Origin of the sequence: Pseudomonas sp. GL-R-19, assembly GCF_019956375.1 — a bacterium.
Classification (GTDB): domain Bacteria; phylum Pseudomonadota; class Gammaproteobacteria; order Pseudomonadales; family Pseudomonadaceae; genus Aquipseudomonas.
Genome location: NZ_JAHBDJ010000019.1, coordinates 68840 through 93849 on the forward strand (window position 1 = coordinate 68840; position 25010 = coordinate 93849).

Here is a 25010-nt window from a genome sequence, read left to right on the forward strand (position 1 = left end):
TGTGAACCGGATAAACGCGGCGTACTTGAGTCCATCGCCAGCAAGCTGGCTCCTACAGTTTCCCGGGATTGCGTGAAGAACCTCAAAAAAGGTCAGAGCGCGAAACCCGTCGCATGGGCAAGATGTCCCTCCTGCACTCCCGCGATCAGGTGCAGTGGGATGTTTTGCTGTACTTCAATGGACGGTACCTCGATGCTTCCTACGATCTGGAGCTGCCGCTCGCTCGGTTCGGTCGATTCTGCTGCCTTTTCCCTGGCCATTCTTGCGTGGTTCATTGCGATTTCGTTGAGCGTTGACACGTTACATCTCCTGGTGACTGACCAAGCGTATCGCTGGAGTCCTTAAGCATTGGTTGAATGGCTACTGCGTCAGAATCATGTCGTTCCGGCCGCTGCTATGCGCGATCTTAGCAATCCTCAAGCCACGGATATGGGTAAATTCTTCGTTGTGTTTTCGTAGGCGACGAATGGCGGGCCGCCGTGGATGATAGTCCGGATTCTTTGCCATTCAGGCGTAAACTAATGGGGCTGCGTCATCGAAAGGAGCCGCCTATGAACGTCGATCAAATCAGCAAGCAGGCATCTGTGGACAAGGCTGTTTGGGATCAATATTTCTGCACTGCATTAATTGCGGAAAGCAATTTGACTGCCCCGGTTGTGGGCGGTGCTACGCACGAAGACAGGCAGAACCTGTTGATCGAGAGGGCTATAACCCTCGCCGACAAAATGATGGAAAATCGAAAATAAACAGAGCCCAGCCATCGCGCTGGGCTCTTTGCACGCGCGGTTGTGTTCCGATGCGGGCGATGTGCGTGTTGCGGTTCAAACGATCAACTCTACCTTGCCGCTTGCCAGGCGATAAATGCCTCCCACTATCTTCAACTTGCCCTTGCTCTGCGCATCTGTCAGCAATGGCGAGGCCTGTTTCAGGCTGTTGACAGAGTTTTTGACGTTCTGCGCGGTGGCGTTTTCCATCAAGCTCCCGGGTTGCTTCAGCACTGTCTCGATTGCCGACTTGAGTGCGTCAGTCAGTTTCGGGATATGGCCCGGGAAAATCGTCCGATCCTTGACGGCCTTGATGCCTGCCTCGATGGCGCCACAGCTCTCATGACCGAGTACGAGAATCAGCGGTGCGCCCAGTACGGCAACCCCATATTCAAGACTGCCCAGGCCTTCCGGGGTCACGAAGTTGCCCGCGACACGGATGGAGAAAAGATCGCCTCGCGCGGTATCAAACGCGTATTCCGGAGCGATCCGCGAGTCAGAGCAGCTCAGTACTGCCACGAACGGATTTTGACCGGACACCAGGGCCTCTCGCTCAGCCTTGAAATCGTGTGTCGTGGATGTACCGCTTACATATCGTTCATTGCCCTCCATCAGTCTTTTCAACGCCATATCGGGACTGATTACGTTTTGAGGTTTTGGTGGGGCTGACGCTTTTTCGGCTGCCTGGATGAGCTTGCCGGGCAGTGTGCCGGTCAGCAGCAGGGCGCCTGCGCTCAACCCGGCAAATTGAAGAAATCGACGACGGCCTGTTGAGTTTGAAGCAGAGCTTGAATCACATGATTCACACATGATTTTGTTTACTCAGTTCAATGCGGTGAGAGTGAGTTGTCGTTGGGGCTGGTACTGTCACGGACACTCAATGCCAGCGCAGTGGAGTCTAGTTGGTCTGTCATATTGTGTTCCGGGCATTGTCCGCAGATGCCGTGCAAGCAGCCATTTCATGGGCTACTACTGACAGGCTCATACAACTTCGACCTGGCAGGAGTTTCTCGATGCTGACTCACTGGTTTCTAGCGGCGGTTCATCTTTTGGCATTTGCCTTGGGATTTTGGGCGGTGTTGGTTCGAGGTACCGCTTTTCGGCGTTTGGCCGATGGGGCCGCGCAAGTGCGCAGTGTTCTGATGGCGGACAATATCTGGGGTATTTCAGCTGTCGTTTTACTGATCAGCGGGGGGGTGCGAGCCTTTGGCGGGTACGAGAAAGGCACGGACTATTACCTGCACCAGCCGCTGTTTCATCTGAAGATGACGCTGTTCATCCTGATCTTGCTGCTGGAGATTGCGCCAATGGTGACGCTGATCAAATGGCGGATAGCGCTTGCCCGTAAAGTGGCGATCGATACAGGCCGTGCGAAGCTATTTGCGCGGATCAGTCATGTCGAGGCGCTGCTGGTGCTGCTGATGGTGGTGGCGGCGACGGGTATGGCGCGTGGCGTGATGTTTGGTTGATCACGCAGCTAACGCGTACTTCCGTAGGGCGAACCGGAAATGTCTGACAGCCAGAGCGTTGAGCTTGTCGCTAGTATCGGACCTTGGAGGCTTGTGTGGAACGCAGGCGGAAGCGATGCAATGCCGAATCTTTAGCCAGCCGTGATTCCGGACTGAACGGGCTGGCTACTGACTGCAACAGGATTCAGGGTTGTGGCTTTTCCGGGGCGGTCAGGCCTGCCTGAATGCGCTGATAAATTTCTTCTCGATGCACTGCAACGTCCTTCGGGGCGTTGATGCCGATCCTGACTTGCTGGCCGCTTACGCCCAGGATGGTGATCGTAATGTCATCACCAATGTTTATGCTTTCACCGACTTTGCGGGTGAGTATCAGCATGGTCTTCTCCTTGATTGCTTTGTGGGGCACCTGATTCGGACAGTGCAGAGGTCGGTGGTATGTATAGATTAGTGCGAAGTCTCGTGGTTTGGGTGCCTCTTTCTGACGTGCAGATGTGGCATTAATTCCCAAGGCGTAACTATACAGAGGCCGCAACCATCATTCTCGTTGTTTTGAGCCCATTTTACGGCACTCGTGAAGTATTCATGGATGTTAAAATCCCTGCTTTATGGATTTAGAGGGAAACGCCGTGCGCAAAATGGTTTTGGTAATCGCGATATTGGCGCTGGCGGGATGTGGCGAGGGCAGTAGTGTGGATGCGCCGAAGCCTGAACCGGCCATGGCTGCCGTACCCGCGGCGGTGTCCGGTCCGCAATGGGATCTTGAAGTGCGAGGTGAAACCCCTCAGGCAGTCAGCGATTTGAGTGGCTGGCTGATCGAGCACAGCTTCATGTCCAGCGTCGTCAAGGAAAATGGCAATACGCGAATCCTGATGGGGCCGTTCAATTCGAAAGCCGAGGCCGAAGCCAAACAGGATGAAGTCCGTGCCGCGCTCACTCGCGCGAAGAAACAGAACATCGAATTGCTGGTGCTTGAGCGTCCGGCCGCTCTGTAACGTTCTGTATTGCGGATGCTCAAGAAATAAAAAAGGTCTCGGGTGCTCAGCCCCGAGGCCTTTTCATTTTCGGGTATTGCCTGGATTCAGCCGCAGGCTTTCATGTCTACCGGGCCGACAAACTCGTTGCCGCGCCCCATGACGCACGCCACGCTCTGGTTGCGTTGCCGTTCCCAGGCCTGAACCGGATAGGTTTTGTCCCACGCTTCGTACAGTTGCCGATCCCGTTTCGACAGACGTAAACCATACTGCTTGCTCATGTAGAAGTACGTTCGGGCGATCATGCCGCGGATGGAAGGGCGGGGCATGACTTTCTTGGCCTTGAAGTCGACTTGGGTCAGGCACGAACCATATTGCCCCGACTGCACGGGCAGCCAGCCAAAACTGAAGTTGCTGCGATCGCCGTTGACCTCGCCAATGCTGGGCACCAGGTTGTGCAGATCGGACTCGGCCTTTTGGTAAACCGGATCGTAGCGGGTGCAGTTCTTGCGGCCGCCTTCTTGCCAGCACTGGCGTTGATGGCCGATCTGCCAGGCCGGAACGATATGCTCCCATTCGATGCGGGATGCGCGTTTGGCATTTTTACGTGGCACGTAACCGCAAGCGGCAAGGTTCACCCGGTTGCCGGTGTACTTGCAACCACAGTAAAACTCGGTGGATTGGGGCGCGTAGAGCTTCCACGCCACCTTTTTCGCTTCGGTGAAGGTGCGCGGTGCGTCGGCTTGCGCACCCACGACAAAAAACAGGAACAGCAAAGCAAGCCAGCGGACACTCATCGACTCAATCTTCCTTCGGCACAACCCAGAAAATCTGCACGCCGCCATCGTCGCGGTAGGCGAGGGTGACGTTGTCGTTCTCGTCGATTTCTTCCAGCAAGCGTTCCCACTCATCCACCGGCTCGTCAGGAAGGCGGAAGATCAGTGCTGCCCTGGCCTTTTGTGCGGTGGGAGAGTTGATGATTTTCTGAACGCGCAGGCCCATGCGTACATAGGTGTCAGGAGAGGCAGAGGTGGTGTCCATGGAATTATCCTTATTAAGCTGTACGTGCATACAGTATTTAACTGTAGGCCATTTCGCAACTGCTTAAAATTCAAGAAAATCCTCTGACAGCGGTTTGTTCCGTTTGGCGTAAGACGAAGGGAGTTTTTTTGTCAGATCCAGCGGCAGCCACTCGCCAAGGCTGGCGAATGGCGCACGGGGTGCCCGACCGGATCGGTCGGGCGAGGGCGAATCAGTATTCCCAGAACATCCGTTGCAGCTCTTTGCTGTCATTGGTTTTGGTCAGCGCGACCATTGCCAGGATCCGGGCCTTTTGCGGGTTCAGATCGTGAGCCACGACCCAGTCGTATTTATCGTCAGGCTGTTCGGCGTTGCGCAATACGAAGCCGCCGGCGTTGACGTGGGAGGAACGAATGATCTGCACGCCATCCTTGCGCAAGGCTTGCAGGGATGGAACTACCCGCGACGATACCGAGCCGTTGCCGGTGCCAGCGTGGATGATGGCTTTGGCGCCGGATTGAGCCAGGGCCTTGTAAGCAGTGTCGCTGACGTTGCCGTAGGAATAGGCGATCTCGACGTCAGGCAGGCTCTTGATGGTCTTGATGTCGAATTCGGAATCCATGGTGTGGCGCTTGGCCGGCAGGCGGAACCAGTAGGATTTGCCCTCTACCACCATGCCCAGCGGACCCCAGGGGCTTTTAAACGCTTCGGTCTTGATGTTGATCATCTTGCTGACGTCGCGACCCGACTGGATTTCATCGTTCATGGTCACCAGCACGCCTTTGCCCCGCGCGTCTTTGCTGCTGGCCACGGCCACCGCGTTGTACAGGTTCAGCATGCCATCGGCGGACATCGCGGTGCCCGGGCGCATCGAGCCCACGACAATGATTGGCTTCTCGGTTTTTTCCACCAGGTTCAGGAAGTACGCGGTTTCTTCCAGGGTGTCGGTGCCGTGAGTGATCACGATGCCATCGACGTCTTTGCTGTCGGCCAGTTCAGCCACACGGCGACCCAGCTGCAGCAGGTTTTCGTTGGTAATGCTTTCAGAGGCGATCTGCATGACCTGTTCGCCGCGAACGTTAGCCAGTTGGCTCAGCTCGGGAACGCCAGCGATCAACTGTTCAATGCCGACTTTCGCCGCTTGATAGGTTGCGCTGTTGGCGGAGCTGGCCCCTGCGCCGGCAATGGTGCCGCCGGTGGCCAGGATCACCACGTTGGCCAGTTTCTGTTGGGTTTCGGCTTCTTTGGCCTGAAGGGCGGTGGGCAGAAGCAGCAGGAGGGCCAAGGCGCCCGGAACAAAGTTCTTGAGTGCAGATGTCATTATTTTTCTCTTCTGGTTGTGAGGCGGTGCAGATGCAAGTTCATCTAGCCCCAGGCGAATCTGAACGCTGGGGGTGCGAGGGGAAGAGCAGGATCTGTACCAGTAATACCCGGAATCGAAAAAACAGCTTAAGTTAATGATTTGTAACGATATTGTTGTTTGTGTTCGGACCGGTTTCGGGGGCGGGGCGTCCGGAATGCCGAACATGTTTAACTTTCGCGTTCGGCTCTCCGAAACGGATCGCGGTCTTGTTTAAGATTTCAACGGGTCAAATCATCACTAACGACTAAAGAAGCGCCCGCGTCGGTCGATGCTCCTTCAAGGGATCTTTTTCTTCAGGAGTTCACATGTCGTTATCTATTGGCTTCCCGAATGCCGCGGGCATCACCATCGGGGGGAAGTCTGCTGCGACCATTCGCGCTTTGGGCGATGCGACTGAGGATGCGGCTGCCAAAGCGCTGGGTGTAAAGGACGGCGACGGCACCCAGGTTAAAACCGGTCCGGTAGGTCTGGGGGAGAGTGCCGGCACACAGGCCGAGTCGCAAACCAGCGATAAGACCAGCGTTGCGGTGAAGATCCTGCTCAAGCGTTTGCAGGAGCTTCAGCAGCAATTGCGCGAGCAACAGCAGCAACTGGCGCAGGCCCAGGCGGCGTCCTATCCGACTCCGCAAGCCAAGACCACGGCAGTAGCGGCCATTCAGGGGCAGGTTGCCGACACCAACGGCGCCATCCTGCAAGTGAGTGCGAGTCTGATCAAAGAGCTGGCCAAGGGTTCTGGCACGGGATCGCTAGTCAACACCACGGCGTGAACTGGATGCCGTTTTTCGCTGAACATCTCTGAAAGCACTTTTCGGGTCGTTGACAAATACCGGCAGGGTTCGCATAGTTTGCTTCACGCAAACGTTTGCGCGACTCCAGTGATGGCTTTCCATCGAGGTGGGTCGTGAAGCTTACGTCGGCGCAAGCGTTGCTCACAATAATCATAAGATCGGAGTGAACCCATGAAGCTGCCATTCGCTGGACGTCTTCTCGCTGTCGCTATGCTGGCCGCCGCATCCGCAGCATTGCCTGTCTCCTCGGCTTTTGCTGAAGCCGCTGAAAAACCGAAAGTCGCACTGGTCATGAAATCCCTGGCCAATGAGTTCTTCCTGACAATGGAAGACGGCGCCAAGGCTTACCAGAAAGATCACTCCGGCGAATTCGAGCTCATCTCCAACGGCATCAAGGATGAAACCGACACCGCTGGCCAGACGCGCATCGTCGAGCAGATGATCCTGGCCAAGGTCAATGCACTGGTGATTGCACCGGCAGACTCCAAAGCCATGGTCCCGGTGATCAAGAAAGCCATCGATGCCGGTATCACCGTGATCAACATCGACAACCAGCTGGACCCCGCCGTCGTCAAAAGCAAAAACATCAATGTTCCGTTCGTAGGCCCGGACAACCGCAAGGGCGCACGGCTGGTGGGCGATTACCTGGCCAAACAGCTGAAGGCCGGTGACGAAGTCGGCATCATCGAAGGTGTGTCCACCACCACCAATGCCCAGCAGCGGACCGCAGGTTTCAAGGATGCGATGGAGGCGGCGCAAATCAAGGTCGTGTCCGTGCAATCCGGTGACTGGGAGATCGACAAGGGCAACAAGGTCGCCGCGTCGATTCTCAGCGAATACCCGCAAACCAAGGCCCTGTTGGCCGGCAACGACAGCATGGCGGTCGGTGCGGTGTCTGCTGTGCGCGCCGCGGGCAAGGCCGGCAAGGTGCAAGTGGTCGGCTACGACAACATCAATGCCATCCAGCCAATGCTCAAAGATGGTCGCGTGCTGGCCACGGCGGACCAGTTTGCGGCTAAACAGGCGGTGTTCGGCATCGAGACTGCATTGAAGATTCTCAAGGGCGAGAAGGTCGACGACGGTGCCAATGGCGTGATCGAAACGCCGGTAGAACTGGTCACCAAATAGCCTTCTGGCGACGCAGCGGCGCTCGTCCAACCGGACGAGCGCATGGAGAGTTTTTATGTCAGTTTCCGTCCCGAACGCTGTCCTCTCGGTCAGCGGTATCGGCAAGACCTACGCCCAACCGGTGCTGACCGGCATCGACCTGACGCTCATGCGCGGTGAAGTGCTGGCGTTGACCGGCGAGAACGGCGCAGGCAAAAGCACGCTTTCGAAGATTATTGGCGGGCTGGTCACGCCGACCACCGGCCAGATGCAGTTTCAGGGGCAGGACTATCGTCCGGGTAGCCGGGCTCAGGCTGAAGCGCTGGGTATCCGCATGGTCATGCAGGAACTCAATCTGCTGCCGACCTTGTCGGTGGCGGAAAACCTGTTTCTTGACAACCTGCCCAGCAAAGGTGGCTGGATCAGCCGCAAGCAGTTGCGCAAGGCTGCCATCGAGGCCATGGCGCATGTCGGGCTCGACGCCATTGACCCGGACACCCTGGTCGGCGAACTGGGCATTGGGCACCAGCAAATGGTGGAGATTGCCCGCAACCTGATTGGTGATTGTCATGTGCTGATTCTCGACGAGCCGACGGCGATGCTCACTGCGCGCGAAGTCGAAATGCTGTTCGAGCAGATCACCCGTCTGCAGGCTCGCGGCGTATCGATCATCTACATCTCCCACCGCCTCGAAGAGCTGGCGCGGGTCGCGCAGCGCATTGCCGTACTGCGCGACGGCAACCTGGTTTGCGTCGAGCCTATGGCCAACTACAACAGCGAGCAACTGGTCACCCTGATGGTCGGGCGCGAGCTCGGCGAACACATCGATATGGGGGCGCGCAAGATCGGCGCTCCGGTGTTGACGGTCAACGGCCTGAGCCGTGCCGACAAGGTTCGCGACGTGTCGTTCGAGGTCCGTGCCGGAGAGATTTTCGGGATTTCCGGTTTGATCGGCGCGGGGCGTACCGAGTTGCTGCGCCTGATCTTCGGTGCCGATATCGCCGACAGCGGCGCGATTGCCCTGGGGTCGCCGGCACAGGTCGTCGGTATCCGTTCGCCAGTGGATGCGGTCGGGCATGGCATCGCATTGATCACTGAAGATCGCAAGGGCGAAGGCCTTCTGTTGACCCAGTCGATCGGCGCCAACATCGCCTTGGGCAACATGCCCGGTATCTCCAGCGCTGGCTTGGTCGACAACGATCGCGAAAACGCCCTGGCCCAGCGTCAGATCGATGCCATGCGTATCCGCAGCTCCGGGCCGGCACAGCTGGTGTCCGAGTTGTCCGGCGGCAATCAGCAGAAAGTCGTCATCGGCCGTTGGCTGGAGCGCGACTGTTCGGTGTTGCTGTTCGACGAGCCGACCCGCGGCATCGACGTCGGCGCCAAGTTCGATATCTACAACCTGCTTGGTGAATTGACCCGCCAGGGCAAGGCGCTGGTGGTGGTCTCCAGCGACTTGCGCGAGCTGATGCTGATCTGCGACCGGATCGGCGTGCTGTCGGCGGGGAGGCTGATCAATACATTCGATCGCGACAGCTGGACCCAGGATGAGTTGCTCGCCGCTGCTTTTGCCGGCTACCAAAAACGTGATGCGCAGCTCTTTGAAGCCGCGCCTAGGGATCTTCCATGAAAACCGCTTCTTTCGCCGGCACACGCAGTGGCAACTTCTACGGGCTGGGCACTTACCTGGGGTTGGCGGGTGCCTTGTTGGCGATGATCGTGCTGTTCTCGGTGTTGAGCAGTCATTTCCTGTCCTACGATACTTTCAGCACCCTGGCCAACCAGATTCCGGACCTGATGGTGCTGGCGGTCGGCATGACCTTTGTGTTGATCATCGGTGGCATCGACCTGTCGGTGGGCTCGGTGCTGGCGCTGGCGGCCTCGACTGTGAGCGTGGCGATGCTTGGCTGGGGCTGGGGCGTTCTGCCGGCGGCGCTGCTGGGCATGGCCGTCGCGGCGCTCGCCGGTACCATCACCGGCTCGATCACGGTGGCCTGGCGGATTCCGTCGTTCATCGTGTCCCTGGGCGTGCTGGAAATGGCTCGCGGGGTGGCGTACCAGATGACCGGCTCGCGTACGGCCTACATTGGCGATGCGTTCGCCTGGTTGTCCAACCCGATCGCTTTCGGCATTTCACCGTCGTTCATCATCGCGCTGCTGATCATTTTCATCGCCCAGGCCGTGTTGACCCGCACGGTGTTCGGTCGCTACCTGATCGGTATCGGCACCAACGAAGAGGCGGTGCGGTTGGCGGGGATCAATCCCAAGCCCTATAAAATCCTGGTTTTCAGCCTGATGGGGTTGCTGGCCGGTATTGCCGCGTTGTTCCAGATTTCCCGCCTGGAAGCCGCCGACCCGAATGCCGGCTCCGGTCTTGAGTTGCAAGTGATCGCGGCTGTCGTGATCGGCGGCACCAGCCTGATGGGCGGGCGCGGCTCGGTGATCAGCACGTTTTTTGGTGTGCTGATCATTTCCGTGCTGGCCGCGGGGCTGGCGCAGATCGGCGCAACCGAGCCAACCAAGCGCATCATTACCGGCGCGGTGATCGTGGTGGCGGTGGTGCTGGACACCTATCGCAGTCAACGCGCAAGCCGGCGGACCTGAGTCATGGCGACGATCAAAGATGTGGCAGCCCTTGCCGGCATTTCCTACACCACGGTTTCCCATGTGGTGAACAAGACCCGCCCGGTCAGTGAAGAAGTCCGGATCAAGGTCGAGGCGGCCATCCAGACCCTCGACTATGTTCCCAGTGCGGTAGCCCGTTCGCTCAAGGCCAAGACCACGGCGACCATCGGCCTGTTGGTGCCCAACAGCCTCAACCCGTATTTCGCCGAACTGGCCCGGGGCATCGAGGATTACTGCGAGCGAAACGGTTACTGCGTCATCCTGTGCAACTCCGACGACAATCCGGACAAGCAGCGCAGCTATCTGCGTGTACTGCTGGAAAAGCGTATCGACGGCCTGATTGTCGCCTCGGCCGGCGGCGACAGTCGCCTGGTGCAAGGTCTTAAAGGCGTCCGTACGCCCATGGTGATCGTCGACCGCGGACTGGACGGTATCGATGCGGACCTGGTGCGCATCGACCATGAATACGGCGCGTATCTGGCGACCCGGCATCTGCTGGAACTGGGGCACCGGGATATCGCCACGATCAGCGGGCCGGAAAACACCAGCGTGGCGCAGATGCGTCTGGCGGGTTATCGCCGGGCCTTGAAGGAGGCGGGCGTCGAAGTCTCTCCCGAGCGCATGCTGGAAAGCGATTTCACCAGCACCGGCGGTTACAGTGCCGCCGCAATTTTGCTGGAAAACAACCCGCCTACCGCCATTTTTGCGGCCAACGACATGATCGGCATCGGCGTGCTCCGGGCCGCCGCCGAGCGCAATATTCGCGTACCGAGTGAGTTGTCGGTGATCGGCTTCGACGATATCCAGATGAGTCGGTATGTCTATCCGTCGTTGACCACGGTGGGGCAATCGATCGTGCAACTCGGCGAAATGGCCGCCGAAGTGCTTTTACGGCGAATTGCCACGCCGGGCCTGGCGACCGATCAGCGGATCGTGACGCCGAGTATCGTCATACGTGAATCGACGGCGCCGCTGGCCGGCGTGTTTGCCCAGTGCCGTTGAAAACAGAGAGCCGTTGACAACAGAAAGCCGCTGAACCCACAGCGTCGCCGAAACAGAATCGATGAGTAGCAATGTATGCCAGCAAAAGTAGTGGTAATAGGTAGTTTGAACATGGACCTGGTGACCCGGGCACCACGCTTGCCCAAGGGCGGTGAAACACTGATTGGTCAGTCGTTCTGCACCGTCTCCGGCGGCAAGGGCGCGAATCAGGCCGTGGCTGCGGCGCGGCTGGGAGCCCAGGTGTCGATGATCGGGTGCGTGGGCAGTGACGCTTATGGTGAGGCGCTGCGTGGGGCGCTGTTGGCCGAGCAGATCGATTGCCAGGCGGTGAGCGCCGTTGACGGTTCCAGCGGCGTGGCGTTGATTGTGGTCGACGACAGTAGTCAGAACACCATCGTGATCGTCCCCGGCGCCAACGGTGCATTGACCACAGAAGCCATTGACCGTTTTGAATCGGTGATACACGCGGCGGACGTGCTCATCTGTCAGCTGGAGGTGCCCGATGCTTCTGTTGGTCATGCGCTCAAGCGCGGTCGCGAGCTGGGCAAGACCGTCATCCTCAATCCGGCGCCGGCCAGTCGTCCGTTGCCATCGGACTGGTACGCGTCCATCGATTACCTGATTCCCAACGAGAGCGAGGCGTCGGCCCTGAGCGGTCTGTCGGTGGACTCCCTGGACACCGCGCAAGCCGCGGCGACCCGCCTGATAGCCCTGGGCGCCGGCAAGGTGATCATCACCCTCGGTGCGCAAGGTTCGCTGTTTGCCGATGGCCAACGCTTCGAACATTTCCCTGCGCCCGTGGTAAAGGCTGTCGATACCACGGCGGCCGGCGATACGTTCGTCGGCGGTTTCGCTGCGGCGCTGGCCGCGGGTCAAGATGAGGTGTCGGCGATTCGCTTCGGGCAGGTGGCTGCGGCGTTGTCGGTCACCCGTGCCGGCGCGCAACCTTCGATTCCTGCCTTGAGCGATGTGCAGGCGTTTAAAATTCCATGAAAAAGACACCCCTGCTAAACATTGCGCTGTCACGGCTGATAGCCTCATTGGGGCATGGCGACAGGGTCGTCATCGGGGATGCGGGGCTGCCGGTTCCGCCGGGCGTTGAATTGATCGACCTGGCCCTGACCCATGGCATTCCGGATTTTGTCAGCACCTTGAAGGTCGTGCTCAGTGAGATGCAGGTCGAAAGCCATGTGCTGGCTCAGGAAATCTTCGATAAAAAGCCGTCGGCCCTGGTTGCGCTGAATGAGTTGGACGGCGAAGGCGCACTGGGTCGGCGTGAGGTGCTCGCCCATGAACAATTCAAGGTTCTGAGCCGGCAGGCCAGGGCGATTGTTCGGACAGGCGAGTGTCAGCCGTACTGCAACATTGTGCTGGTCGCCGGCGTTACGTTTTGACTGGCTGTCCGCGTGTTTGATGTCCCCGGCACAAGGAGTGTGTCCCGTATCGCTATGCTCAGAAACTGAACCCACTGCTCTGGAGCTTGCTGCTTTTGACCTTGAAGACCGCCACGAACGCCCTCGAGGCAGCAAAGATCGACCTGATCATCGACACCGATCCAGGGGCTGACGATGTCGTTGCCCTGTTGTTCGCCCTGGCATCGCCGGACGAGCTGAATGTTCGGGCATTGACCACCGTTGCAGGCAACGTTCGCCTGGACAAGACCTCACGCAATGCGCGACTGGCCCGGGAATGGGCGGGGCGTGAGGAGGTGCCGGTTTATGCCGGTGCACTCAGGCCGCTGATGCGCACGCCGATCTATGCCGAGGATATTCATGGTAAGGAAGGTCTGTCGGGCGTCGCCGTGCATGAGCCGAAGAAGGGCCTGGAAAAGGGCAGTGCGGTGACTTACCTGATCGATGCGCTGAAATCGGCCGAGCCCCACAGCATTACCATCGCCATGCTAGGCCCACAGACCAACCTGGCCCTGGCGCTGATCCAGGAGCCGGGTATCGTTCAGGGCATCAAGGAAGTGGTGGTCATGGGCGGTGCGCACTTCAACGGCGGCAACATCACACCGGTGGCCGAGTTCAACCTGTTCGCCGACCCGCAAGCGGCCGAAGTGGTACTCAACAGCGGCGTAAAGCTGACCTACCTGCCGCTGGATGTGACCCACAAGATCCTTACCAGCGAAGCGCGCCTCAAACAGATTGCCGCGCTGAACAACAACGCCAGCCGGCTGGTGAGCGACATTCTCAATGAGTACGTCAAAGGCGACATGGAACACTACGGCATTCCGGGCGGCCCGGTGCATGACGCCACGGTTGTCGCTTACCTGCTCAAGCCGCAGTTGTTCAGCGGTCGTTCGGTCAACGTGGTGGTCGACAGCCGCGAAGGGCCGACCTTTGGACAAACCATCGTTGACTGGTATGACGGTCTGAAGGCGCCAAAGAACGCCTTCTGGGTAGAAAGCGGCGATGCCCAGGGCTTCTTCGATCTGCTGACCGAGCGCCTGGCCCGCCTGAAGTAAGCATCATCTCCCGCAGGTGGTTTCACTCCCTCGCGCTAACCGCTAACCGCTTAGCTCTTTTGGTCCGACAAGTGTTTCTCGAAAATCTGCTCGATGAACGATTGGGCGGCTTCGGTTCCAAGGTCCCTGACCAGAAGGTCGATACCGATAATGGCGAGCTCTTCCGTGCTGCCTGGGCTGTAGGAGCTGTGGCCGTCTTGCCACTTGGCCTTGATGTCAGCGTCGATGCTTACGGTGGTCATGATGGCGCTCGTGGGGTCGGGGAAGTCTGAGTGCCGAGTTAACCATTTTACGGGGCTTTTGACACGTCGACTTAGGCAGCAAAGGAGGGCTGTGCGACACTTGGTCTCTGACGAATATTCAAGGAATGCGCTGTGCAGATCGATTTGAACTCCCCGGATGGCCTGACCCTGGAGGCGGTGCGTCGGTTGCTGGCCAGCGCCAGTGACGATGAGCACACTCAGTTGCGGGTCACCAAAGGGGGCATTGCCTACATCTCCTCAGGTGTCGTGGGCGGTACCGATATCGACGGGTTGTTGTTCCGGCTCGAAACCTGGGCCAAGGGCTCCGGTTATGTCGGGCGGGTCGCGGCCAGCGATGAAGTCTGGGTCATGCAAATCTTCAATGCCTTGAAAGAGAACTGGCCCAATCCGCCTTACGACTACATCGACGTCTATTGAGCGTCGTTCATATTCAGTCACGATTCAGTGATTAAGGGGAGCGCGGCGCTCAGGCAGAATCGCGGCTCGTCCGGATCATGGGCAGGGTGCTAGTGCTCCCTGTGAAACCAAACGCCAGTCTGGTTGTCGCACGATCTCAGCTTAATCATTGAATAAGGAGGCTTCATGCCTTGGAAGCTCGCGTCATTGGGTACTTTGTTGGCCGTTGCCACGCTGGCCGGTTGCAGCACTACCTCTACGGAGTCGGCAACAACGGATGTTGCGACGACTGACACGGGTCACAGCCGCTGTGAAGCAAAGGCTGCCGAGTTCACCATCGGCAAACAGGCATCGCCGCAATTGCTTGAGCAAGCGCGTACCCGCGCAGGAGCGCAAAACGCGCGGTTCCTGTTGCCAACCGACATGGTGACGCTGGAGTACCGTTCAGACCGCCTGAACCTGAACACCGATGCCAATAAAGTGGTCACTCGCGTCAACTGCGGCTGATCGCTCGGCTTTTGTTTCATCCATAAAAAACCCCGTCACATGGACGGGGTTTTTTTAGTGCGCCTGGAAATTACTCTGGGCGAACTTGAGCAGCTTGCATACCCTTTTGGCCTTTCTCAGCCACGAAGGAAACAGTCTGGCCTTCTTTCAGGCTTTTGAAACCGTCGCTTTCGATAGCTTTGAAGTGTACGAACAGGTCGTCACCGCCACCTTGAGGAGTGATGAAGCCGAAGCCTTTTTCATCGTTGAACCATTTAACGGTGCCGGTTTGGCGATTAGACATGGTGTATCTCCAAGAAACATATATTTTCAGTAGTACTGTGCTGCTCAGGCCAACTGGGCACACCCGGATATCATAGTCGAAATGTTCGCTTTGGGAGCCCCCCGGGCGAGCTGTTTGCCGATCAGTCGTGGTTTCTTTATGTCCTGAAATGGCTGAAAGCCCCGGTTTATAAGGCTTTCAGCCGAAAGAAAAGACGAAAAAAAAGCTGTAAAACCTTCAAAAAATGTCAGGCAAAGCGACATTCGGCCTGTTTTTTCGGTTATTGCAGGTGAAAAAATCAATGCGAGAAGCTTATTTCTTCGCCCCGGGATCGACCCTGCAAGTGGCGATTTTCTTCATCGCCTGATTTCCCAGTTCTTGACTTGCCGTGCCGTCCATCAATGCCTGAAGGTCTTTGGCAGGATAGGATTTGATCTGGTCGGCGCCGCAACCACAGACGGCTTTTGCCTTCGCATCACCGATCTTTTGTGCCGCTGCAGGGACGCATTGCGCCATGTATTTCTCGCGCTCACCCTTTGGCCAATCGGCGTGGGCGGCCAATGGCAGCAGCAGAACGATGGGTGCGACTACGGCGAACAAACGGTTCAGACGCATGCTGGGATGCTCCTTGTGGGTCAATGACGTGTTATCTGAGGGGCGAAGCGGTGTTCAAGTTCAGCACTCTGGCATAAAAATGCCCGATTTGCCCCCGCACAAAGTCTGCGTGCATCGACGACCGTTCATCTGTGCTAGCATGCCTCGCTCGGGCGTTTGCAGGCTCCGACGGACCTTCAGTCCCGGCGGCGGCAGATGCGCGATTAACCCTGATTTGAATCCCAGTCACTCTGGTTCGGTTTTCCGGTTGGCCGCAAGGCTCCTGCCGCTGTAAGGCAGGCGTTCGTCATTGAATGGCCTGGACCGGATCTTGTACTGGCTCATCCCAACCCACGTGACCTTTGGTAGGGGTCACCACTAGGAGAGGAGGCGCCATGCCAACTATTACTCTTCCCGACGGCAGTCAACGTTCATTCGATCACCCGGTTTCCGTAGCCGAGGTCGCCGCATCCATTGGTGCAGGCCTGGCCAAGGCCACCGTGGCCGGCAAGGTCAATGGCAAGCTGGTCGACGCCAGCGACATCATCGACAGCGACGCGTCGCTGCAAATCATCACGCCAAAGGATGAAGAGGGGCTGGAGATCATTCGCCACTCTTGCGCCCACCTGGTTGGCCATGCGGTCAAGCAGTTGTACCCGACCGCCAAAATGGTCATCGGTCCGGTCATCGATGAAGGTTTCTATTACGACATCGCTTTCGAGCGTCCTTTCACTCCGGACGACCTGGCCGCCATCGAACAGCGCATGCAGCAGCTGATCGAGAAAGATTACGACGTGATCAAGAAAGTCACTCCGCGCGCCGAAGTGATCGAAGTGTTCAAGGCCCGTGGCGAAGACTACAAGTTGCGCCTGGTCGAGGACATGCCGAACGAGCAGGCCATGGGCCTGTACTATCACGAAGAATACGTCGACATGTGCCGCGGTCCGCACGTGCCGAACACGCGCTTCCTGAAATCCTTCAAGCTGACCAAGCTGTCCGGTGCCTACTGGCGCGGCGATGCCAAGAACGAGCAATTGCAGCGCGTCTACGGCACCGCCTGGGCGGACAAGAAGCAACTGGCCGCCTACATCCAGCGCATTGAAGAAGCCGAAAAGCGCGACCACCGCAAGATCGGCAAGCGCCTGGGCCTGTTCCACACCCAGGAAGAAGCGCCGGGCATGGTGTTCTGGCACCCCAATGGCTGGACTTTGTACCAGGTGCTCGAGCAGTACATGCGCAAGGTGCAGCGCGACAACGGTTACCTGGAAATCAAGACACCCCAGGTCGTTGACCGCAGCCTGTGGGAAAAGTCCGGGCACTGGGCCAACTACGCCGACAACATGTTCACCACCCAGTCGGAAAGCCGCGACTACGCGATCAAGCCGATGAACTGCCCGTGCCACGTGCAGGTGTTCAACCAGGGCCTGAAAAGCTACCGCGAGTTGCCGATGCGCCTGGCCGAATTCGGTGCCTGCCACCGTAACGAGCCATCGGGTGCCTTGCACGGCATCATGCGCGTGCGTGGATTCACCCAGGACGACGCGCACATTTTCTGCACCGAAGAACAGATGCAGGCTGAATCCGCTGCGTTCATCAAGCTGACCATGGATGTCTACGCCGACTTCGGCTTCACCGATGTCGAGATGAAGCTGTCCACTCGTCCGGAAAAACGCGTCGGTTCCGACGAGCTTTGGGATCGCGCCGAAGCTGCGCTGGCCGCAGCCCTTGATAGTGCGGGCCTGCCGTACGATCTGCAGCCGGGCGAGGGTGCGTTCTACGGTCCGAAGATCGAGTTCTCGCTGAAAGATTGCCTCGGTCGCGTCTGGCAATGTGGTACCCTGCAGCTCGATTTTAACCTGCCTGTCCGTCTGGGAGCCGAATACGTCTCCGAAGACAACAGCCGCAAGCACCCGGTCATGTTGCACCGGGCGATCCTGGGGTCCTTCGAGCGTTTCGTCGGAATTCTGATCGAGCACTACGAGGGCGCATTCCCCGCGTGGCTGGCTCCGACCCAGGCAGTGGTGATGAATATCACTGATAAACAGGCTGATTTTGCCGCCGAAGTGGAAAAAACTCTCAACGAAAGCGGGTTTCGTGCCAAGTCTGACTTGAGAAATGAAAAGATCGGCTTTAAAATCCGCGAGCATACTTTGCTCAAGGTTCCTTTTCTCTTGGTTATCGGAGATCGGGAAGTCGAGATGCAGACTGTCGCTGTGCGTACTCGTGAAGGTGCTGACCTGGGCTCGATGCCCGTCGCCCAGTTCGCTGAGTTTCTCGCGCAAGCGGTTTCCCGGCGTGGTCGCCCAGATTCGGAGTAATTATTATTAAGCGTGAAATGAGACAAGATAAACGAGCTGCACCGAAAGCCCCGATCAACGAGAATATCTCGGCACGCGAGGTTCGGTTAATTGGAGCTGAAGGTGAACAGCTTGGGATTGTGTCAATTGAAGACGCGCTTCTTAAGGCTGAAGAGGCCAAGCTGGATCTGGTGGAGATTTCCGCCGATGCAGTACCACCTGTTTGCAAACTGATGGACTACGGCAAATCGATCTTCGAAAAGAAGAAACAGGTTGCTGCGGCCAAGAAAAACCAGAAGCAGATTCAGGTTAAAGAAATCAAGTTTCGTCCAGGGACGGAGGAAGGGGATTACCAGGTAAAACTGCGCAACCTGGTACGTTTCCTGAGTGATGGGGACAGGGCCAAGGTATCCTTGCGATTCCGCGGCCGTGAGATGGCCCACCAGGAGCTGGGGATGGAACTCCTCAAGCGAGTTGAAGGTGACTTGCTCGAGTACGGTTCGGTCGAACAGCATCCTAAGATGGAAGGACGCCAGCTGATCATGGTCATCGCCCCGAAAAAGAAGAAGTAATCAACAGGGCACGGCAGGCCTTCTGATTATGTTTATCAACTGAATGCGGAGTATCCGAACATGCCAAAAATGAAGACCAAAAGTGGTGCTGCTAAGCGGTTTCTGAAAACTGCTAACGGTATCAAGCACAAGCACGCTTTCAAGAGCCACATCCTGACCAAAATGTCGACCAAGCGTAAGCGTCAACTGCGCGGTAGCAGCTTGCTGCATCCGTCTGACGTGGCAAAAGTCGAGCGCATGCTGCGCCTTCGTTAATTTTAGTCAAGAATAGAGGAAGTAACTCATGGCTCGTGTAAAGCGTGGCGTCATTGCCCGTAAGCGTCACAAAAAAATTCTGAAACTTGCTAAAGGCTACTACGGCGCACGCTCCCGCGTATTCCGTGTTGCCAAGCAAGCGGTAATCAAGGCAGGCCAGTACGCCTACCGTGACCGTCGTCAGAAAAAACGTCAGTTCCGCGCTCTGTGGATCGCTCGTATCAACGCTGGTGCTCGTATCAACGGTCTGTCCTACAGCCGTTTCATCGCCGGCCTGAAAAAAGCGTCCATCGAGATCGACCGTAAGGTTCTGGCTGATCTGGCAGTGAACGAAAAAGCGGCGTTTGCTGCGATTGTCGAGAAAGCTAAAGCCACCTTGGCTTAAGTACCCCCGACAGTCACCCGGCCTCACATCTGTGGGGTCAGGTGTTAAACGTCATAAATAGGGGAAGAGCCTTCAAGCTCTTCCCCTATTTTGTATCTGGAGTCTGTACATGGAAAACCTGGATGCGCTCGTCTCTCAAGCACTAGAGGCTGTGCAAAGCGCTGAAGATATCAATGCCCTGGAGCAAATCCGGGTTCACTACCTTGGCAAGAAGGGTGAATTGACTCAGGTGATGAAGACCCTGGGGAATTTGCCGGCAGAAGAGCGTCCGCAGGTCGGTGCGCTGATCAACGTTGCCAAGGAGCGTGTCACAGAGGTCCTTAATGCGCGCAAGGCATTGTTTGAAGAAGCCGATCTGGCTGCCAAACTCTCTGCCGAGTCCATTGACGTGACCCTGCCTGGCCGTGGTCAGACCTCCGGTGGTCTGCATCCGGTTACCCGCACTCTGGAACGCGTCGAACAGTTCTTCACCCGTATTGGCTACGGCATCGCCGAAGGCCCTGAGGTCGAAGACGACTATCACAACTTCGAAGCGCTCAACATCCCAGGCCACCATCCGGCCCGGTCGATGCATGACACCTTCTATTTCAATGCGAACATGCTGTTGCGCACCCATACCTCGCCGGTACAGGTCCGCACCATGGAGTCGAAACAGCCGCCGATCCGCATCGTCTGCCCAGGCCGTGTATATCGCAGCGACTCCGATATCACCCACTCGCCGATGTTCCACCAGGTCGAAGGCCTGCTGATCGATCGCGACATCAATTTCGCCGACCTCAAAGGCACCATCGAAGAGTTCCTGCGGGTGTTCTTCGAAAAGGAACTGGCGGTGCGTTTCCGTCCTTCCTACTTCCCGTTCACCGAGCCATCCGCCGAAGTCGACATGGAGTGCGTGATGTGCAGCGGTAAAGGCTGCCGCGTCTGCAAGCAGACTGGCTGGCTGGAAGTGATGGGTTGCGGCATGGTGCACCCGAACGTGCTGCGCATGTCCGGGATCGACCCGGAAGAGTTCTCGGGCTTTGCCTTCGGCATGGGTGTCGAGCGTCTGGCCATGCTGCGTTACGGCGTGAACGACTTGCGTCTGTTCTTCGACAACGACTTGCGGTTCCTCGCGCAATTTCGCTAGTCGTAACGAATTCTTAGGAGAGCAGGATGAAATTCAGTGAACAATGGCTGCGCGGCTGGGTTAGCCCGCAGGTAAGTCGCGACGAGCTGGTTGCTCGTCTGTCGATGGCCGGTCTTGAGGTCGATAGCGTTACGCCGGCCGCCGGTGTTTTCAGTGGCGTGGTGGTTGGCGAGGTGCTGAGCACCGAGCCGCACCCGGACGCCGACAAGCTGCGCGTGTGCCAGGTCAGCAGCGGTTCGGAAACCTTCCAGGTCGTTTGCGGTGCGCCAAACGTGCGCCCGGGCCTGAAGATTCCTTTCGCCATGATCGGTGCCGAGCTGCCAGGCGACTTCAAGATCAAGAAGGCCAAGCTGCGTGGCGTTGAGTCCAACGGCATGCTGTGCTCGCAATCCGAGCTGCAGGTTGGTGAAGGTAATGACGGTCTGATGGAGCTGCCGGCCGATGCGCCGGTCGGTCAGGACATTCGTGAATACCTCAACCTGGAAGATGCCAGCATCGAGGTCGATCTGACCCCGAACCGTGGCGACTGCCTGTCCCTGGCCGGTCTGGCCCGTGAAGTCGGCGCACTGTACGCCGCTCCGGTGGTTCGTCCGGTAGTGGCTTCGGTGCCTGCCGCCCACGACGAAGTGCGTTCGGTCGAAGTGCTGGCGCCCGCCGCGTGCCCACGCTACCTCGGTCGAGTGATTCGTAACGTCGACCTGTCCAGGCCTACGCCGCTGTGGATGGTCGAGCGCCTGCGTCGTGCCGATGTGCGCAGCATCGATGCTGCCGTCGACATCACCAACTACGTGATGCTGGAGCTGGGTCAGCCGCTGCACGCCTTCGATCTCGCCGAAATCAACGGTGGCATCCGTGTACGCATGGCCGAAGAGGGCGAGAAGCTGGTGCTGCTCGACGGTCAGGAGGTCACCCTGCGTAGCGATACGCTGGTGATTGCCGACCACTCCCGCGCACTGGCCATCGCCGGCGTCATGGGTGGCGAGCACAGCGGTGTTTCCGCGACCACCCGTGATGTGTTCCTGGAAAGCGCCTTCTTCGACCAGATCGCCGTAGCAGGCAAGGCCCGTTCCTATGGCCTGCACACCGATGCATCGCATCGCTATGAGCGTGGTGTGGACTGGCAACTGGCCCGCGAAGCCATGGAGCGCGCGACTGGCCTGCTGCTGGACATCACCGGTGGTGAAGCGGGTCCGATCATCGAGACCGTCAGCGAACAGCACCTGCCGAAAATTGCTCCGGTCACCCTGCGTGCCCAGCGCATTACCCAGATGCTGGGTATGGAAATGGATTCGGCTGAAGTGGAGCGCCTGCTCAATGCCTTGGGCCTGACCATTACTGCCGACGGGGCAGGGCAGTGGCGTGTAGAAGTGCCAAGCCATCGCTTCGATATCAGCCTGGAAGTCGACCTGATCGAAGAACTGGCACGCCTGTACGGCTACAACCGTTTGCCGGTTCGTTATCCGCAAGCGCGTCTGGCGCCGCAAGCCAAGGCAGAAGCCCGTAGCGATTTGCCGGAACTGCGCCGCCTGCTGGTTGCCCGTGGATATCAGGAAGCCATTACCTACAGCTTCATCGATCCAAAACAGTTCGAGCTGTTTAATCCGGGTGTGGAGCCGTTGCTGCTGGCTAATCCGATCTCCAATGACATGGCTGCCATGCGTTCGTCGCTGTGGCCAGGTCTGGTCAAGGCGCTTCAGCACAACCTGAACCGTCAGCAGGATCGCGTGCGTCTGTTCGAAAGCGGCCTGCGTTTCGTTGGTCAGCTCGAAGGTCTGAAGCAAGAGCCGATGTTGGCGGGTGTTGTTTGCGGTAGTCGCCTGCCGGAAGGCTGGGCGCAGGGTCGCGATACCGTCGACTTCTTCGACGTCAAGGCTGACGTGGAAGCGGTGCTGGGCTTCGCCGGTGCCCTGGATGCATTCACTTTCGTGCCGGGCAAGCACCCAGCGCTGCACCCGGGTCAAACCGCACGCATCGAGCGTGACGGTCGTCTGGTCGGCTTCATTGGCGCGATCCACCCTGAATTGTCGAAAACCCTCGGTCTCGACCGTCCGGTCTTCGTCTTCGAGCTGGTTCTGGCGGAAGTGGCGTCGGGCAAAATGCCTGCATTCCACGAGTTATCGCGCTTTCCTGAAGTGCGTCGTGACCTTGCACTGATTGCACACAAAGACGTCGCAGCCACGGCTGTACTGGACGTAATCCGTGAAAATGCAGGCGAATGGCTGACAGACCTCAGGCTATTTGACGTGTATCAGGGTAAAGGCATTGATCCTGATAGAAAAAGCCTCGCAGTCGGCTTGACCTGGCAGCATCCATCGCGCACTCTTAATGACGATGAGGTGAATACCGCAACGCAAAACATCCTCACCTCGCTCGAAAAAAGGTTGAACGCCACGTTAAGGAAGTGACGTATGGGGGCTCTGACGAAAGCTGAGATGGCGGAACGTCTGTATGAAGAGCTGGGCCTGAACAAACGGGAGGCCAAGGAATTGGTCGAACTGTTTTTTGAAGAAATCAGGCACGCTCTTGAAGACAACGAACAAGTCAAATTGTCCGGTTTCGGCAATTTCGACCTTCGGGACAAACGCCAGCGGCCTGGCCGCAATCCGAAAACGGGGGAAGAAATCCCGATCACGGCTCGCCGTGTGGTCACCTTTCGTCCAGGGCAGAAGTTGAAGGCCCGAGTTGAGGCTTATGCTGGAACCAAGTCATAACGACGAGCTCCCCGTCATCCCGGGCAAACGCTACTTCACCATTGGTGAAGTCAGCGAGCTGTGTGCGGTAAAACCGCACGTGCTGCGCTACTGGGAGCAGGAGTTTCCTCAACTCAACCCTGTCAAACGTCGCGGAAACCGCCGGTATTATCAGCGCCAGGATGTGCTGATGATTCGGCAGATCCGCGCGCTTCTTTATGACCAGGGGTTCACAATCGGCGGAGCGCGCCTGCGCTTGTCCGGTGATGAGGCCAAAGACGACACCACCCAATACAAACAAATGATCCGCCAGATGATCGCCGAGCTCGAAGATGTTCTGGTGGTGCTCAAGAAATAAAATCCTGCTTTTAAATACTTCCAGTTTTCAAAAGCTTGCGATATATTCTTGAACGTTCCTCGAGGTGAGGAACGGGTTTCACGCCTAGTCGGGGCGTAGCGCAGTCCGGTAGCGCACTAGCATGGGGTGCTAGGGGTCGAGTGTTCGAATCACTCCGTCCCGACCATTTATTCTTAAAAAAATCCAGTCACTTAGCGGTGACTGGATTTTTTTATGATTTATTGTTTTTGCGCGGAGCTGATTTTTGCCCCACTTTTTGCCCCACTGAGGATTTCGATTATCCGCTGGTCGAGAGGGAGGGGAATTAACGTAGAGTGCTCCAACGCGGGGTGTTCAAGAGCATCGGGTGCGAGGCGTGCACGATTGCATCGTTAATAGGGAGGAACGTTTTCCTCTTCGGGTATGAACCTCCACGTATCCGCCACATATCTCCAAGCAGAGCCCGTAAGAGACTGGCTCTAAATCTCTACCGCGGGTGGCAGTGAGCGCTCTTTCAGGTGGCTGAAGGCATAACGGGTACGCAGGGCAGGGTCATAGGCGGGGAACGGCACGATTGCCCCTGCACTGATTTCCTGCTCAAAAGTGCCTTCGCAGCGAGGATTTCTTGTGCCCGAGCTGGTTGCACGCCTCAGACCATCTTTCCACCAGGCAATACGCTCGAATAGTCAAAGCGTGGGTGACCGCCATTGGCCTTGATCCAACCATGTACGGTACTCACACGCTTCGGAGAACCAAGGCTTCTTTGATCTATCGCAGGGCAAAGAACCTGAGGTCCGTCCAACTCCTGCTTGGTCATACGAAGCTTGAAAGCACTGTTAGGTACCTGGGAGTCGAGGTCGATGATGCCTTGGAAATGGCGGAGCAGACGGAAGTCTGACCATTCATTGTGACGGTCGTGCTAGACCGTCGCTACTCGTCCCACTATCGGTCAAATGTGCCTATAAAATCAGAGTGCCGATTCAGATCAGAGGGCAGCCTTAGACTGCACTGAGTGATCTAAGACTGGCGTATCCTCATTATGGAATCTGTGATGGCTTGAGCATTTGTGTCCAGCGTTTCCATGGCCGATATCGCATTAGCGGCAACACTGCCAACCCCATTTTCTAAAAGCCACTTGGTTATTTCTTCTATTGCTGCACCTAGGGCGTGTTGATTGTGGAGGAGCAATGTCAGAGCGTCAGCCGTCGCGATCTTGCAGTCTGAGCTATCTGGCATGACGGTCATCCTTGAGAAATGTTGCCGGAAGCCTAGCTCATCTCACGCTGGCTGAGACTGGTGGCTAATTACCTAGTTCTATCTAGCTGTTTGCATTCAACATTCACCTGAATTGCGCTTGCTCACGCTCCTGATTTTTGACCGGTAGAGGACGACCTAAAGTTGACTGTGGCGACAGGCAGAAATCAGCCAAAAGCGGTCATCTATTCCTACAAAATGATGTTCGCCACCAAGATCGAGCTTGGCGAACCCGTGCCGGCATGACCCGTTTGTTGACGCCTCTGCGTACGATAAAACAGCGCATCAGCTCCTCTTGCACTTAGAAACCGACAAAATCACTGATCCGTCGCATCAGACTTCGTGTTTACTTCGGGCCAATGTGTAATATGCGGATTCCACGACACTTGGACACTCAATCCACGATCATCTGGACAGTCATTCCACGCTCACTTGGACACCTGATCCACATCCACTTGGACAGGCAGTCGGAGCGCAGCGACGCAGGTTTGCATAG

Annotated in this window: 31 protein-coding genes, 1 tRNA gene and 1 pseudogene; 23 read left to right on the forward strand and 10 right to left on the reverse strand. The window is 57.5% G+C overall.

The window, feature by feature from the left end; all coding sequences use genetic code 11:
* Window positions 1-92: 92 nt before the first annotated feature.
* Window positions 93-299: a hypothetical protein gene (locus KGA83_RS11630; protein ID WP_108217769.1), complete on the reverse strand. Its 207-nt coding sequence runs from the start codon at window positions 297-299 to the stop codon at window positions 93-95.
* A gap of 252 nt (window positions 300-551) precedes the next feature.
* Between KGA83_RS11630 and KGA83_RS11635 the strand changes: the two genes are divergently transcribed.
* Complete coding sequence (locus KGA83_RS11635) at window positions 552-746, forward strand: hypothetical protein (RefSeq protein WP_108217768.1); 195 nt, start codon at window positions 552-554, stop codon at window positions 744-746.
* Between the two features lie 75 nt (window positions 747-821).
* Here the strand turns inward: KGA83_RS11635 and KGA83_RS11640 are convergent, their stop codons facing one another.
* Complete coding sequence (locus KGA83_RS11640) at window positions 822-1574, reverse strand: carbonic anhydrase (protein WP_108217767.1); 753 nt, start codon at window positions 1572-1574, stop codon at window positions 822-824.
* A 203-nt stretch (window positions 1575-1777) separates the two neighbouring features.
* Here KGA83_RS11640 and KGA83_RS11645 point away from each other — a divergent pair, with 203 nt between their 5' ends.
* Window positions 1778-2233 carry a DUF2214 family protein gene (locus tag KGA83_RS11645; protein WP_108217766.1) on the forward strand — a complete coding sequence of 152 codons (456 nt, stop codon included), beginning with the start codon at window positions 1778-1780 and terminating at the stop codon, window positions 2231-2233.
* A gap of 184 nt (window positions 2234-2417) precedes the next feature.
* Here KGA83_RS11645 and csrA read toward each other — a convergent pair whose 3' ends face one another.
* The gene (gene csrA, locus KGA83_RS11650) at window positions 2418-2609 is read right to left on the reverse strand and encodes a carbon storage regulator CsrA (protein WP_053161267.1); all 192 of its coding nucleotides are present in this window, start codon (window positions 2607-2609) and stop codon (window positions 2418-2420) included.
* Window positions 2610-2859: 250 nt separating this feature from the next.
* On the opposite strand from csrA, the gene KGA83_RS11655 reads away from it, so the two are divergent.
* Window positions 2860-3225 carry a penicillin-binding protein activator LpoB gene (locus KGA83_RS11655; protein WP_108217765.1) on the forward strand — a complete coding sequence of 122 codons (366 nt, stop codon included), beginning with the start codon at window positions 2860-2862 and terminating at the stop codon, window positions 3223-3225.
* A gap of 86 nt (window positions 3226-3311) precedes the next feature.
* On the opposite strand, the gene KGA83_RS11660 is transcribed toward KGA83_RS11655, so the two are convergent.
* The 3 genes from KGA83_RS11660 to KGA83_RS11670 form a co-directional block, all read right to left on the reverse strand.
* Window positions 3312-4001, reverse strand: coding sequence for an endonuclease (locus tag KGA83_RS11660; protein WP_108217764.1), 690 nt, complete (start codon window positions 3999-4001; stop codon window positions 3312-3314).
* Window positions 4002-4005: 4 nt separating this feature from the next.
* Complete coding sequence (locus KGA83_RS11665) at window positions 4006-4245, reverse strand: DUF1654 domain-containing protein (protein ID WP_007975694.1); 240 nt, start codon at window positions 4243-4245, stop codon at window positions 4006-4008.
* Window positions 4246-4456: 211 nt separating this feature from the next.
* On the reverse strand, window positions 4457-5545 hold the full coding sequence (locus KGA83_RS11670) for an asparaginase (protein ID WP_108217763.1): 1089 nt from the start codon (window positions 5543-5545) through the stop codon (window positions 4457-4459).
* A 347-nt stretch (window positions 5546-5892) separates the two neighbouring features.
* Between KGA83_RS11670 and KGA83_RS11675 the strand changes: the two genes are divergently transcribed.
* From KGA83_RS11675 to KGA83_RS11710, 8 genes are all read left to right on the forward strand, one after another.
* The gene (locus KGA83_RS11675) at window positions 5893-6354 is read left to right on the forward strand and encodes a hypothetical protein (RefSeq protein WP_115947720.1); all 462 of its coding nucleotides are present in this window, start codon (window positions 5893-5895) and stop codon (window positions 6352-6354) included.
* A gap of 192 nt (window positions 6355-6546) precedes the next feature.
* Window positions 6547-7503, forward strand: a complete 957-nt coding sequence (locus tag KGA83_RS11680; protein WP_108217761.1) for a sugar ABC transporter substrate-binding protein — start codon at window positions 6547-6549, stop codon at window positions 7501-7503.
* Between the two features lie 55 nt (window positions 7504-7558).
* Window positions 7559-9112, forward strand: a complete 1554-nt coding sequence (locus KGA83_RS11685; RefSeq protein ID WP_223529765.1) for a sugar ABC transporter ATP-binding protein — start codon at window positions 7559-7561, stop codon at window positions 9110-9112.
* Window positions 9109-10086, forward strand: coding sequence for an ABC transporter permease (locus tag KGA83_RS11690; RefSeq protein ID WP_108217759.1), 978 nt, complete (start codon window positions 9109-9111; stop codon window positions 10084-10086). Before KGA83_RS11685 ends, KGA83_RS11690 begins: the two co-directional genes overlap by 4 nt.
* A 3-nt stretch (window positions 10087-10089) precedes the next feature.
* Window positions 10090-11109 carry a LacI family DNA-binding transcriptional regulator gene (locus KGA83_RS11695; RefSeq protein ID WP_108217758.1) on the forward strand — a complete coding sequence of 340 codons (1020 nt, stop codon included), beginning with the start codon at window positions 10090-10092 and terminating at the stop codon, window positions 11107-11109.
* 75 nt (window positions 11110-11184) lie between these two features.
* A complete protein-coding gene (gene rbsK, locus KGA83_RS11700) occupies window positions 11185-12102 on the forward strand; it encodes a ribokinase (RefSeq protein WP_223529767.1) in 918 nt (305 codons plus the stop codon).
* The gene (rbsD, locus tag KGA83_RS11705) at window positions 12099-12503 is read left to right on the forward strand and encodes a D-ribose pyranase (RefSeq protein WP_108217756.1); all 405 of its coding nucleotides are present in this window, start codon (window positions 12099-12101) and stop codon (window positions 12501-12503) included. Before rbsK ends, rbsD begins: the two co-directional genes overlap by 4 nt.
* A 65-nt stretch (window positions 12504-12568) precedes the next feature.
* Window positions 12569-13576 carry a nucleoside hydrolase gene (locus KGA83_RS11710; RefSeq protein WP_223529772.1) on the forward strand — a complete coding sequence of 336 codons (1008 nt, stop codon included), beginning with the start codon at window positions 12569-12571 and terminating at the stop codon, window positions 13574-13576.
* Window positions 13577-13626: 50 nt separating this feature from the next.
* Here KGA83_RS11710 and KGA83_RS11715 read toward each other — a convergent pair whose 3' ends face one another.
* Window positions 13627-13818, reverse strand: a complete 192-nt coding sequence (locus tag KGA83_RS11715) for a hypothetical protein (protein ID WP_108217754.1) — start codon at window positions 13816-13818, stop codon at window positions 13627-13629.
* A 132-nt stretch (window positions 13819-13950) separates the two neighbouring features.
* Between KGA83_RS11715 and KGA83_RS11720 the strand changes: the two genes are divergently transcribed.
* Window positions 13951-14256 carry a hypothetical protein gene (locus KGA83_RS11720; RefSeq protein WP_108217753.1) on the forward strand — a complete coding sequence of 102 codons (306 nt, stop codon included), beginning with the start codon at window positions 13951-13953 and terminating at the stop codon, window positions 14254-14256.
* A gap of 165 nt (window positions 14257-14421) precedes the next feature.
* Complete coding sequence (locus KGA83_RS11725) at window positions 14422-14742, forward strand: I78 family peptidase inhibitor (protein WP_108217752.1); 321 nt, start codon at window positions 14422-14424, stop codon at window positions 14740-14742.
* A 70-nt stretch (window positions 14743-14812) separates the two neighbouring features.
* On the opposite strand, the gene KGA83_RS11730 is transcribed toward KGA83_RS11725, so the two are convergent.
* Window positions 14813-15025, reverse strand: coding sequence for a cold-shock protein (locus KGA83_RS11730; RefSeq protein ID WP_003179963.1), 213 nt, complete (start codon window positions 15023-15025; stop codon window positions 14813-14815).
* 291 nt (window positions 15026-15316) lie between these two features.
* Entirely contained in the window at window positions 15317-15619 is a 303-nt protein-coding gene (locus KGA83_RS11735) for a hypothetical protein (RefSeq protein WP_108217751.1), read from the reverse strand.
* Between the two features lie 374 nt (window positions 15620-15993).
* On the opposite strand from KGA83_RS11735, the gene thrS reads away from it, so the two are divergent.
* From thrS to KGA83_RS11785, 10 genes and pseudogenes are all read left to right on the forward strand, one after another.
* The gene (gene thrS, locus KGA83_RS11740) at window positions 15994-17916 is read left to right on the forward strand and encodes a threonine--tRNA ligase (RefSeq protein ID WP_108217750.1); all 1923 of its coding nucleotides are present in this window, start codon (window positions 15994-15996) and stop codon (window positions 17914-17916) included.
* Window positions 17916-18467 carry a translation initiation factor IF-3 gene (gene infC / locus KGA83_RS11745; RefSeq protein WP_172668659.1) on the forward strand — a complete coding sequence of 184 codons (552 nt, stop codon included), beginning with the start codon at window positions 17916-17918 and terminating at the stop codon, window positions 18465-18467. The genes thrS and infC overlap by 1 nt, the downstream gene beginning before the upstream one ends.
* A 60-nt stretch (window positions 18468-18527) precedes the next feature.
* Complete coding sequence (rpmI, locus tag KGA83_RS11750) at window positions 18528-18722, forward strand: 50S ribosomal protein L35 (RefSeq protein ID WP_002553160.1); 195 nt, start codon at window positions 18528-18530, stop codon at window positions 18720-18722.
* A gap of 28 nt (window positions 18723-18750) precedes the next feature.
* Entirely contained in the window at window positions 18751-19107 is a 357-nt protein-coding gene (rplT, locus tag KGA83_RS11755) for a 50S ribosomal protein L20 (RefSeq protein ID WP_007905879.1), read from the forward strand.
* 109 nt (window positions 19108-19216) lie between these two features.
* Window positions 19217-20233 (forward strand): phenylalanine--tRNA ligase subunit alpha, encoded by a 1017-nt coding sequence (pheS, locus tag KGA83_RS11760; RefSeq protein WP_007975711.1) that lies wholly within the window; start codon window positions 19217-19219, stop codon window positions 20231-20233.
* Between the two features lie 26 nt (window positions 20234-20259).
* On the forward strand, window positions 20260-22638 hold the full coding sequence (pheT, locus tag KGA83_RS11765) for a phenylalanine--tRNA ligase subunit beta (protein WP_108217749.1): 2379 nt from the start codon (window positions 20260-20262) through the stop codon (window positions 22636-22638).
* A 3-nt stretch (window positions 22639-22641) separates the two neighbouring features.
* Window positions 22642-22944, forward strand: a complete 303-nt coding sequence (gene ihfA, locus KGA83_RS11770; protein WP_002553164.1) for an integration host factor subunit alpha — start codon at window positions 22642-22644, stop codon at window positions 22942-22944.
* On the forward strand, window positions 22925-23281 hold the full coding sequence (locus KGA83_RS11775) for a MerR family transcriptional regulator (RefSeq protein ID WP_003179985.1): 357 nt from the start codon (window positions 22925-22927) through the stop codon (window positions 23279-23281). Before ihfA ends, KGA83_RS11775 begins: the two co-directional genes overlap by 20 nt.
* An 89-nt stretch (window positions 23282-23370) precedes the next feature.
* Window positions 23371-23447: transfer RNA gene (locus KGA83_RS11780), tRNA-Pro, on the forward strand.
* Window positions 23448-23858: 411 nt separating this feature from the next.
* A pseudogene (locus KGA83_RS11785) lies at window positions 23859-24158 on the forward strand (tyrosine-type recombinase/integrase); the annotation flags it as partial.
* A 119-nt stretch (window positions 24159-24277) separates the two neighbouring features.
* Here the strand turns inward: KGA83_RS11785 and KGA83_RS11790 are convergent.
* A complete protein-coding gene (locus KGA83_RS11790) occupies window positions 24278-24496 on the reverse strand; it encodes a hypothetical protein (RefSeq protein ID WP_056722256.1) in 219 nt (72 codons plus the stop codon).
* Between the last annotated feature and the right edge of the window lie 514 nt (window positions 24497-25010).

Bases quoted from the DNA above. Each gene is read 5' to 3' on its own strand.
- csrA (WP_053161267.1), bottom strand. From the start codon at position 2,609: ATGCTGATACTCACCCGCAAAGTCGGTGAAAGCATAAACATTGGTGAT.
- rpmI (WP_002553160.1), top strand. From the start codon at position 18,528: ATGCCAAAAATGAAGACCAAAAGTGGTGCTGCTAAGCGGTTTCTGAAA.
- ihfA (WP_002553164.1), top strand. From the start codon at position 22,642: ATGGGGGCTCTGACGAAAGCTGAGATGGCGGAACGTCTGTATGAAGAG.
- KGA83_RS11635 (WP_108217768.1), top strand. From the start codon at position 552: ATGAACGTCGATCAAATCAGCAAGCAGGCATCTGTGGACAAGGCTGTT.
- KGA83_RS11775 (WP_003179985.1), top strand. From the start codon at position 22,925: ATGCTGGAACCAAGTCATAACGACGAGCTCCCCGTCATCCCGGGCAAA.
- KGA83_RS11715 (WP_108217754.1), bottom strand. From the start codon at position 13,818: ATGACCACCGTAAGCATCGACGCTGACATCAAGGCCAAGTGGCAAGAC.
- rbsD (WP_108217756.1), top strand. From the start codon at position 12,099: ATGAAAAAGACACCCCTGCTAAACATTGCGCTGTCACGGCTGATAGCC.
- KGA83_RS11695 (WP_108217758.1), top strand. From the start codon at position 10,090: ATGGCGACGATCAAAGATGTGGCAGCCCTTGCCGGCATTTCCTACACC.
- KGA83_RS11660 (WP_108217764.1), bottom strand. From the start codon at position 4,001: ATGAGTGTCCGCTGGCTTGCTTTGCTGTTCCTGTTTTTTGTCGTGGGT.
- pheT (WP_108217749.1), top strand. From the start codon at position 20,260: ATGAAATTCAGTGAACAATGGCTGCGCGGCTGGGTTAGCCCGCAGGTA.
- KGA83_RS11645 (WP_108217766.1), top strand. From the start codon at position 1,778: ATGCTGACTCACTGGTTTCTAGCGGCGGTTCATCTTTTGGCATTTGCC.
- KGA83_RS11675 (WP_115947720.1), top strand. From the start codon at position 5,893: ATGTCGTTATCTATTGGCTTCCCGAATGCCGCGGGCATCACCATCGGG.
- KGA83_RS11735 (WP_108217751.1), bottom strand. From the start codon at position 15,619: ATGCGTCTGAACCGTTTGTTCGCCGTAGTCGCACCCATCGTTCTGCTG.
- thrS (WP_108217750.1), top strand. From the start codon at position 15,994: ATGCCAACTATTACTCTTCCCGACGGCAGTCAACGTTCATTCGATCAC.
- KGA83_RS11690 (WP_108217759.1), top strand. From the start codon at position 9,109: ATGAAAACCGCTTCTTTCGCCGGCACACGCAGTGGCAACTTCTACGGG.
- rplT (WP_007905879.1), top strand. From the start codon at position 18,751: ATGGCTCGTGTAAAGCGTGGCGTCATTGCCCGTAAGCGTCACAAAAAA.
- KGA83_RS11665 (WP_007975694.1), bottom strand. From the start codon at position 4,245: ATGGACACCACCTCTGCCTCTCCTGACACCTATGTACGCATGGGCCTG.
- KGA83_RS11725 (WP_108217752.1), top strand. From the start codon at position 14,422: ATGCCTTGGAAGCTCGCGTCATTGGGTACTTTGTTGGCCGTTGCCACG.
- KGA83_RS11680 (WP_108217761.1), top strand. From the start codon at position 6,547: ATGAAGCTGCCATTCGCTGGACGTCTTCTCGCTGTCGCTATGCTGGCC.
- KGA83_RS11670 (WP_108217763.1), bottom strand. From the start codon at position 5,545: ATGACATCTGCACTCAAGAACTTTGTTCCGGGCGCCTTGGCCCTCCTG.
- pheS (WP_007975711.1), top strand. From the start codon at position 19,217: ATGGAAAACCTGGATGCGCTCGTCTCTCAAGCACTAGAGGCTGTGCAA.
- KGA83_RS11685 (WP_223529765.1), top strand. From the start codon at position 7,559: ATGTCAGTTTCCGTCCCGAACGCTGTCCTCTCGGTCAGCGGTATCGGC.
- KGA83_RS11640 (WP_108217767.1), bottom strand. From the start codon at position 1,574: ATGTGTGAATCATGTGATTCAAGCTCTGCTTCAAACTCAACAGGCCGT.
- rbsK (WP_223529767.1), top strand. From the start codon at position 11,185: ATGCCAGCAAAAGTAGTGGTAATAGGTAGTTTGAACATGGACCTGGTG.
- KGA83_RS11730 (WP_003179963.1), bottom strand. From the start codon at position 15,025: ATGTCTAATCGCCAAACCGGCACCGTTAAATGGTTCAACGATGAAAAA.
- KGA83_RS11790 (WP_056722256.1), bottom strand. From the start codon at position 24,496: ATGCCAGATAGCTCAGACTGCAAGATCGCGACGGCTGACGCTCTGACA.